Genomic DNA, 9,390 nt, shown 5'->3' with positions numbered 1-9,390 from the left:
CCGAGGTGAAGATCAGCCCCGAAGGCGCCGCCGAATGCCGATAGGCATAGCCCATCTCGGCATTGCTGAGCGTGTGGAGATTGCCCTTGCGGTCGAGCGCCCGCACCTCGACGACGCGCTCGCGCGTCTCGACGCCATTGGCGCCGGCGTTCATCCTCAGCGCACCGCCGACGGCGCCGGGAATGCCGTGGTAGAAATGGAAGCCGCCGATCCCCGCCTCGTAGGCGACGGCCGCGAGGCGCTTGTCGGGCGTTGCGGCGCCGGCCCTGATCGTGGTCGGCGAAACGACTTCCGCCTCGCCGAAGCCTTTGGCCGAGAGCCGGATGACGAAACCGGGAATGCCGCCGTCGCGCACCAGGAGGTTCGAGCCGACGCCGACGATGGTCAGCGGGATTTCCTCCGGCACGGCGCGCAGGAAGGCGGCGAGGTCCTCCTCGTCAGCCGGCTGGAACAGCGCGTCCGCCAGGCCGCCGGCGCGAAACCAGGTGATCTTGTCCATCTCGGCGTTGGGCGTGACGCGGCCGCGCAGGCCGGCCAGCCGGTCGCCAAGCTTGTCGATCAGGGGCTGGCCGCGCATCATGAGACGCTTCCACCGAGTTCCTTGGGCAGCGCATAGGCCCACTGCGTGATGTTGCCGGCGCCGAGGAAGACGACGAAGTCGCCGGGCTTTGCCAGATCGCGTATGGCCGGCGCGATCGCCGCCGGGCCTTCGACATAGCGCGCATCGCGATGGCCGCCGGCGCGGATGCGCGACACCAGCGCGTCCGACGTCACCCCTTCGATCGGCTCCTCGCCTGCCGCATAGACCGGCGCCACCATCACCGTGTCGGCGTCGTTGAAGCAGACGGAGAACTCATTGAACAGGTCGTGCAGGCGGGTGTAGCGGTGCGGTTGCGCAATGGCGATGACGCGGCCCTTGGTGGCGCTGCGCGCCGCCTTCAGCACCGCCGTGATCTCGACCGGATGGTGGCCGTAATCGTCGAAGATGTCGACGCCATTCCAGGTGCCGGTATGGGTGAAGCGCCGCTTGACGCCGGCAAAGGACGACAGGCCCTTCTTGATCGCCTCGGCGGACAGGCCGAGCTCATGCGCGACCGCGATCGCCGCCGTCGCGTTGGAGACATTGTGGCGGCCGGGCATCGGCAGGCGCAGATCGGCGATCGTCGTCTGGCCACGCCCCTTGCGGTCGCGGATCACCACGTCGAACTCGGAGGTCGCGCCCGCCATGCGATGATTGGTGAAGCGCACGTCGGCCTGCGCGTTCTCGCCATAGGTGATGACGCGCCGGTCCTCGATGCGGCCGACCAGCGCTTGCACCTCCGGATGGTCGGTGCACATCACGCCGAAGCCGTAGAACGGCACATTCTCGACGAACTGGCGAAACGCCTCGCGGACATTGTCGAAACTGCCGTAGTGGTCGAGGTGCTCGGGATCGATGTTGGTGACGACGGCGATATCGGCCGGCAGCTTCAGGAAGGTGCCGTCGCTCTCGTCGGCCTCGACCACCATCCATTCGCCGTCGCCCATGCGGGCATTGGTGCCATAGGCGTTGATGATGCCGCCATTGATGACCGTCGGGTCGAGCCCGCCGGCCTCGAGCAGCGTCGCCACCATCGACGTCGTGGTGGTCTTGCCATGCGTGCCGCCGATCGCCACCGCCTGGCGGAAGCGCATCAGTTCGGCCAGCATCTCGGCGCGGCGCACGACCGGCAGCAGCTTCTCGCGCGCGGCCTTGAGCTCGGGGTTGGATTTCTTGATCGCGGTCGAGACGACAACCACCTCGGCATCGCCAAGGTTTTCCGCCTTGTGGCCGACGAAACATTCGATGCCCTTGTCGCGTAGCCGCTGCACATTGGCGCCGTCGGCCTGGTCGGAACCCTGCACCTTGTAGCCCAGATTGTGCAGCACCTCGGCAATGCCGCTCATGCCGATGCCGCCAATGCCGATGAAATGCACAAGGCCGATGGTCTGCGGCATCTTCATGCTTGCGTCCCCTTCCTGAAGTCCGAAACGGTTTTTTTGGACGCAATAGCCTCTGTCAGATCGGCGAGCAACCGCGCCGCGTTCGGTTTTCCGGCCGACCGGGCGGCCGCGGCCATGGCCGACAGCCTGTCGGGATCGCCCATCAGCCCGCCGACGAGCGCCGCGATGCGCTCGGCGGACAGCGTGGATTGCGCATGCACCTCGGCCCCACCGGCGGCGGCCAGCGCCGCGGCATTCGCCGCCTGGTCGTGGTCGAGCGCGTGCGGATAGGGCACCAGCAGCGCCGGCCGGCCGATGACAGCGATTTCCGACACGGTCGAGGCGCCGGAGCGCGACATCACCAGATGCGCCGCCGCGATCCGCGCCGCCATGTCGGTGAAGAAGGGCGACACCTGCGCGTCGACGCCCAGCGTGCCATAGGCCGCCTTGACCCGCGCCACGTCCTCGGCCCGCGCCTGCTGGGTGATCGCCAGCCGCTTGCGCTGAGCCTCCGGCAAGAGTCCGACAGCCGTCGGCACCGCGTCGGAGAAGAACTGCGCGCCCTGGCTGCCGCCGAACACCAGGAAGCGGAACGGCTCCTCGCCGGTCGCAGCCACGTAAGGCGTCTTCGCCGCCTCCAGGATCTGCGGCCTGACCGGATTGCCGGTGGTCACCGTCTTGGCGCCGGCAGCACTTTCGTCCTCCGGCAGGAAGCCGCCGGCGATGGCGTCGACGCGGCCGGCCAGCGCCCTGTTGGCGCGGCCCATCACCGCGTTCTGCTCATGGATCAATGACGGCCCCTTGCGCCGTGTCGCTGCGTAAAGCGGCGGCAATGTCGGATAGCCGCCAAAGCCGACGACGGCTTCCGGCTTGATCCTGGTGATGACGGCGGAGGCCTGCCGCACGCCGCGCCAGATCGCCCACAAGGCCGACAGCACCGCCAGCGGGTTCTTCGAGCCGAGGGTCGCCGATTGGATCGGATGGATGTTGACGGCCGGGAACTGGCCGGAATAGCGCTCGGCGCGATGATCGGTGGCCAGATGCACCTTCCAGCCGCGCTCGTTGAGCTCATGCGCCAGCGCTTCGGCCGGGAAGAGATGTCCGCCCGTGCCGCCCGCCGCCAGAAGAATCACACCCCGCGACATTTCACTCCGCCGGCATGGCGCGCTGCGGGAAGGAAAAACCCATCTGCTTGCGCTTCTCGGGCCGTCTGCGCGTCAAGGCCAGCACCATGCCCATCGAGATGGCGATGGCGATCTGCGAGGAGCCGCCATAGGAGATGAACGGCAGCGTCATGCCCTTGGCCGGCATCAGCTGCAGGTTGACGCACATATTGATGGCCGACTGCAGGCCGAAGACCGTGACCAGACCGCCAACGGCATAGCGCGTGAAGTCGTCATGCTCCTTGAGCGCGGTGTTGAGGCCGCGCAGCACGATGAAGGCGAAGATCGACATGATGAAGAAGCACATCACCAGTCCGAACTCCTCGCCGGCGACCGAGAAGACGAAGTCGGCGTGGCTATCGGGAATGACCCGCTTGACCGTGCCCTCGCCCGGACCGACGCCGAACCAATGGCCGTTGATCAGCGCCTCGCGCCCCATGTCGACCTGGAAGGTGTCGCCCTCACCGGTCAGGAACTTGTCGATGCGGGCGGCGACATGCGGGAACACGGTATAGGCGGCGAAAAGGCCGCTGACGCCGGTGACGCCGAGCGCGATGATCCACAGCCACGGCAGGCCCGCCATGAAGAACATGACCCCCCAGGTGCCGGTCACCAGCATGGTCTGGCCGAGGTCCGGCTGGGCGACCAGCAGGGAGACGACCAGGACCAGGAGCAGCAGGGCAAACAGATTGCCGGGAATGTCGGGCTGGCGCTTGTGTTCGGCGAATAGCCAGGCGCAGACGATGACGAAGGCCGGCTTCAGGAATTCCGACGGCTGGATGGAGAGGCCGGCGAGCGAGACCCAGCGCCGCGCGCCTTTGACCTCGACGCCGACATAGAGCACCGCCACCATCAGCACCAGCATGATGCACAGGATCACCAGCGCCATGCGCCGGATCTGCCGCGATTCCAGGAACGAGACCGCGAGCATCACGCCGAGCGCAGGCACGGTGAAAATGATCTGCCTGGTGGCGAAGTGGAAGCTGTCGAGGCCGATGCGTTCGGCCACCGCCGGGCTCGCCGCGAAGGAGAGCACGATGCCCAGACCCATCAGCGACAGGAACGCCGCTAGGAACCAGCGATCGATCGTCCACCACCAGGTGGCTACCGGACTTTTGTCGAGACGGCTTTGCATTAACGTGGCCCTCCGATGGGTTTCACGCCATCTATAGCGCTCGCAGCTTGCCTGAAGGCTTCGCCGCGCACTTCGAAATTCTTGAACTGGTCGAAACTGGCGCAGGCGGGCGACAGCAGCACCACCGCCTCGCCGCCATCGTCAAGGGCGGCATCGTGGGCGGCATGCTCGACCGCCGCCGCCAGCGTGCCGGAGATCTCGTAGGGCACCGCCTCGCCCAGCGTCGCCGAGAAGGCGGGCGCCGCCTCGCCGATCAGATAGGCCTTGGCGATGCGCGGGAAGAAGCCGCGCAGCGGCTCGATGCCGCCCTCCTTGGGCAGGCCGCCGGCGATCCAGTAGATGCGGCTGAAGCTCGACAGGGCTGGAGCCGCCGCATCGGCATTGGTCGCCTTGGAATCGTTGATGAACAGCACATGGTCCTTGCGGCCGACCTGCTCCATGCGATGCGCCAGCCCGGGGAAGCTTTCCAGCCCCGCCTGGATCTCGCCGAGGTCCAGCCCGACCTTGAGGCAGGCGGCGACCGCGGCCAGCGCATTCTGCGCATTGTGCTGGCCGCGCAGCGAGCCGATGCCCTCCAGGAAGGCGACGCGGCTGTAGCGGCCATGCACGGCTTCCATCAGGTTGCTGCCATCGGCGAAATAGCCGTCGGTCAGCGGCAGCCGCTTGGAAATGCGGATGACCTCCCTGCCCGCCCGCTCCAGCCGGTCGGCGATCTGCGCGCACCAGGAGTCGTCGACGCCGACGATTGCCGTCTCGCTGCCGGCCACCAGCCGCTCCTTGATCGAGGCGTAGTGCGCCATGGTGCCGTGACGGTCGAGGTGATCGGGCGTCAGGTTGAGCAGGATGCCGGCCGTCGGATTGATCGAGGGCGCGAGGTCGATCTGGTATGAGGAGCATTCGACGACATAGTGCCGCCCCTCTGCCGGCGGATCGAGCGTCATGATCGCGCGACCGATATTGCCGCCCATCTGCGTGTCGCGACCTGCCGATTTCAGGATGTGGGCGGTCAGCGCCGTGGTCGTCGATTTGCCATTGGTGCCGGTAATCGCGACGAAAGGCGCCGCCGACGCCCGCAGGACGCGCTCGCGGCAGAACAGCTCGATGTCGCCTATGACCTCGACGCCGGCGCCGCGCGCCAGCTCAACTGTCCAGTGTGGCTTCGGATGCGTCAGCGGCACGCCGGGCGACAGCACGAAGGCGGAGAAGCGCGACCAGTCCGCGCCACGCAGGTCGCCGGTCGCGATCCCGGCGGCCGCGGCCTTGGCGACGCTGTCCGGATTGTCGTCCCAGGCAAGGATGTCGGCCCCGCCGGCGATCAGCGCATGCGCGGTGGCGATCCCCGAACCGCCGAGCCCGAAGAGCGAAACGCGCTTGCCTGAAAAGGATGAGGCGGGGATCAAGCGGCGGCCTATCGGAGCTTGAGGGTGGAGAGGCCGACCAGCGCCAGGATTACCGCGATGATCCAGAAGCGGATCACCACCTGGCTTTCGGTCCAGCCGAGTTTTTCGAAGTGATGGTGGATTGGCGCCATCAGGAACACCCGCTTGCCGGTCATCTTGAAGTAGCCGACCTGAATAATGACCGAGAGTATCTCGACCACGAACAGGCCACCGACGATGACCAGCACGATCTCGTGCTTGGTGGCGACCGCGACCGTGCCGATCAGGCCGCCCATCGCCAGTGAGCCGGTGTCGCCCATGAAGATGGCGGCCGGGGGCGCGTTGAACCACAGGAAGCCGAGGCCGGCGCCGATCACCGCGCCAAGCACCACCGCCAGTTCGCCGGTGCCGGGAACGAAATGGATCTGCAGATATTCGGCGAACACCGCGTTGCCGGAGAGATAGGCGATGACGCCGAAGGAGGCCGCCGCGATCATGATCGGCACGATCGCAAGGCCGTCGAGGCCGTCGGTCAGGTTGACCGCATTGCCGGCGCCGACGATGACGAAGCAGGAGAACGGCACGAAGAACCAGCCGAGGTTGATGATAAATTCCTTGGCGAAGGGAAAGGTCAGCGACGAGGAGAACGGCGCCTGGCCGTTGTGCATGATCACCCAGGCAGCGATTCCGGCGATGACGAACTCGATCGCCAGCCGCGCCTTGCCGGAAAAGCCGAGATGCGACTGCTTGGTGACCTTCAGATAGTCGTCATAGAAGCCGATCGAGCCGAAGCCGATGGTCACCAGAAGCACTACCCAGACATAGATCGAGGAGAGGTTCGCCCACAAAAGCGACGATCCGATGATGCCCGACAGGATCATCAGCCCGCCCATGGTCGGCGTCCCTGCCTTCTTGAAATGCGTCTGCGGACCGTCGGCGCGGATCGGCTGGCCCTTGCCCTGCCGGAGCCGCAGCGAATTGATGATTGTCGGTCCGAAGATGAAGACGATCAGCGCCGAGGTGATCAGCGCCCCGCCGGTGCGGAAAGTGATGTAGCGGAAGACGTTGAAGACAGAAATCTTGTCCGCAAAATCGACGAGCAATGTGAACATGAAATTCCGTCCCCCGGACCCGACCCCTAGGTCTGTTCAATGGTTGTGGCTTGCGCCGGAAATTTGCCGAGCAACGCCTCGACCAGCTTTGAAAACCCGATGCCTTTCGACGACTTGACCATCACCACGTCGCCAGGCCGCAGCGCCGACAGCAACAGCGGCTTCAATTCCTCGGCGCCGGCGCGGTATTCGGCCTTGACGTCGCTCGGCAGTATGTCGGCGAGCGCCCGCATTTCGGGACCGCCGAGAAAGACGGTTTGCGTGCCCGTGCCGATGATCAGTTCGGCAAGCGCGGCATGCAGCTTCGCCGAATGGCTGCCGAGTTCGAGCATGTCGCCGAGCACGGCGATGCGCCTGCCCTCGCCCGATACCGGCGTCGCGTTGAGCAGCGCCATGGCGGCGGCCATCGACGCCGGATTGGCGTTGTAGCTCTCGTCGATCAGCGTGATCGGTCCTTTCGGATGGCGCAGTATGTGGCGCTTGCCGCGACCGCGCTCGGCTGACAGATCGGCCAGCGCCGCGGCCGCCTTGTCGAGATCCGCCCCGACCAGCTGCGCGGCGCCCAGCACGGCCAGCACATTCTGCGCCATGTGGCGGCCGGGCGCGCCGACACGGGCGACGATCTCCCGCCCGCCGATCTTGGCGGTAATGACGGAATGGTCGGCATTGAGCTCGCATTTGACCAGCCGGAAGGTCGAGCGGGCATTCTCGCCGAAGCCGAACACATGCTCGACCCCTGCCGCCTTCGCCATCTTGTCGAGCAGTTTCCAGCGGGAATCGTCGCGGTTGAGCAGGGCCGCGCCATCCGGCTCCAGCCCCTCGAAGATCTCGGCCTTGGCCTCGGCGATCTCGTCGAGGTTGCGGAAGAACCCGAGATGCGCGGCGGCGATCAGCGTGACGATCGCGACATGCGGGCGGACCATGTTGACCAGCGGCCGGATTTCGCCCGGATGGTTCATGCCGATCTCGAACACGGCGTAGTCACAATCCTCGGGCATCCGCGCCAAGGTCAGCGGCACACCCCAGTGGTTGTTGAAGGATTGCGCCGAGGCATGCACCTTGCCGACCGCCGACAGCACATGACGCAGCGCTTCCTTGGTGGTGGTCTTGCCGGCCGAGCCGGTCACGGCGATGACCCTGGCCTTGGAGCGGGCGCGCGCGGCGACGCCCAGTCTTTCCAGCGCCACCAGCACGTCCTCAACGACGATCATCGGCGCCGTCAGCCGTCCGAGCGACGGCAGCTTGCCTTCGGCGACCACCAGCACGCCGGCGCCTGCCTTGACGGCGGCGGTCGCGAAATCATGGCCGTCCATCGTCTCGCCCTTGATGGCGAAGAAGGCGTCCCCCGACTCAAGGCTGCGGCTGTCGATCGAAATGCCCGATATGCCTTGCGGCATGACACCGATCGGCCGTCCGCCCATTGCATCGACCAGCGCATCGGAGGTCCAGAGCAGGCTCATGCGGCGCTCTCCCTGAGCGCCGCGCGAACTTCCTCGTGATCCGAGAAATGCAGTGTCTCGGTGCCGATGGTCTGGCCTTCCTCATGCCCCTTGCCGGCCACGATCAACGTGTCGCCGGCGTGGAGCATGGCCACCGCCTCGTGAATCGCCTTGCGCCGGTCGCCGATCTCGATGGCGCCGGGCGCGGCGGCAAGGATCGCGGCGCGGATCGTTTCGGGCACTTCCGAGCGCGGATTGTCATCGGTGACGATGACGACGTCGGCGAGCCGCGTGGCGATCTCGCCCATGATCGGCCGCTTGCCGCGATCGCGGTCGCCGCCGCAGCCGAACACGACGATGACCCGGCCGGTGGTGAACGGCCTCACCGAGGCCAGCACGTTTTCCAGCGCATCCGGTTTGTGGGCATAGTCGACATAGACCGGTGCGCCGTTCGCAGTCGTGCCGACGAGGTCGAGCCGACCCGGCGCGCCCTTCAATTTCTCCAATGCCATCAGGGCTTTGGCGACAAGCGTTCCAGTGGAAATGGCAAGTCCCGCCGAAACCAGCGCGTTGGCGATCTGGAAGTCGCCGGCCAGCGGCAGGTCGATTTCGTGGAGCACGCTGTCGACCTCGACCTCGGCCCGCTGCCGGTGGCGTTCGTGCTCGACCCGCTTCAGTCTGAGGAAATCGCCATGGCGGCCGACGGTCAGCACGTCGAGCCCTGCGGCCTTTGCCGCACGGACCGTCGGTTCCGACCATGGATCGTCGGCGAAAATGACGGCCGGCGCGCCTTTGGGCAGCAGCGTGTCGAACAGGCGCAATTTGGCGCGGTGATAGTCCTCGACCGTCGGATGGTAGTCCATATGGTCGCGGCCGAGATTGGTGAAACCGCCGGCGGCAAGCCTGACACCGTCGAGCCGGCGCTGGTCGAGGCCGTGGCTGGAAGCCTCCATCGACGCATGGGTGACGCCGGCATCGGCCAATTCCTTGAGCAGGAGGTGCAGCGCCACCGGATCCGGCGTCGTCAGCGAACCATACTCATTGCGCCCTGGCGCCACGACGCCGGTGGTGCCGATCGAGGCGGCGGCGAGGCCGGCCTGCTCCCAGATCTGCCGGGTGAAGGCGGCGACCGAGGTCTTGCCGCTGGTGCCGGTCACCGCCACCATCGTTTGAGGTTGCTTGCCGTAGAAGCGGGCGGCG

8 protein-coding genes are annotated in these 9,390 nt (G+C 66.5%); all 8 read right to left on the bottom strand.

Features of this window, described 5'->3' with window-relative positions:
• On the bottom strand, positions 1 to 580 hold a 580-nt coding region (locus EN738_RS24820; protein ID WP_127286010.1), incomplete at its 3' end, for an FAD-binding protein.
• Positions 577 to 1,983 (bottom strand): UDP-N-acetylmuramate--L-alanine ligase, encoded by a 1,407-nt coding sequence (gene murC / locus EN738_RS24815; protein ID WP_127286009.1) that lies wholly within the window; start codon positions 1,981 to 1,983, stop codon positions 577 to 579. The genes EN738_RS24820 and murC, both read right to left, overlap by 4 nt.
• Positions 1,980 to 3,107, bottom strand: coding sequence for an undecaprenyldiphospho-muramoylpentapeptide beta-N-acetylglucosaminyltransferase (gene murG / locus EN738_RS24810; protein WP_127286008.1), 1,128 nt, complete (start codon positions 3,105 to 3,107; stop codon positions 1,980 to 1,982). Before murG ends, murC begins: the two co-directional genes overlap by 4 nt.
• A gap of 1 nt (position 3,108) precedes the next feature.
• Positions 3,109 to 4,260: a putative lipid II flippase FtsW gene (gene ftsW, locus EN738_RS24805; protein ID WP_127286007.1), complete on the bottom strand. Its 1,152-nt coding sequence runs from the start codon at positions 4,258 to 4,260 to the stop codon at positions 3,109 to 3,111.
• Positions 4,260 to 5,660, bottom strand: coding sequence for a UDP-N-acetylmuramoyl-L-alanine--D-glutamate ligase (murD, locus tag EN738_RS24800; protein ID WP_127286006.1), 1,401 nt, complete (start codon positions 5,658 to 5,660; stop codon positions 4,260 to 4,262). The genes ftsW and murD overlap by 1 nt, the downstream gene beginning before the upstream one ends.
• An 8-nt stretch (positions 5,661 to 5,668) precedes the next feature.
• A complete protein-coding gene (mraY, locus tag EN738_RS24795; RefSeq protein ID WP_127286005.1) occupies positions 5,669 to 6,751 on the bottom strand; it encodes a phospho-N-acetylmuramoyl-pentapeptide-transferase in 1,083 nt (360 codons plus the stop codon).
• A gap of 26 nt (positions 6,752 to 6,777) precedes the next feature.
• Entirely contained in the window at positions 6,778 to 8,211 is a 1,434-nt protein-coding gene (locus tag EN738_RS24790; RefSeq protein ID WP_127286004.1) for a UDP-N-acetylmuramoylalanyl-D-glutamyl-2,6-diaminopimelate--D-alanyl-D-alanine ligase, read from the bottom strand.
• Positions 8,208 to 9,390, bottom strand: a 1,183-nt coding sequence (locus tag EN738_RS24785; RefSeq protein WP_127286003.1) for a UDP-N-acetylmuramoyl-L-alanyl-D-glutamate--2,6-diaminopimelate ligase, incomplete at its 5' end; no start/stop codon positions are given. The genes EN738_RS24790 and EN738_RS24785, both read right to left, overlap by 4 nt.

It is taken from the genome of Mesorhizobium sp. M4B.F.Ca.ET.017.02.2.1 (assembly GCF_003998955.1).
GTDB lineage: Bacteria > Pseudomonadota > Alphaproteobacteria > Rhizobiales > Rhizobiaceae > Mesorhizobium > Mesorhizobium abyssinicae.
Note: the sequence above shows the minus strand (reverse complement) of the source record. Positions and strands in the feature narration are given on the sequence as shown.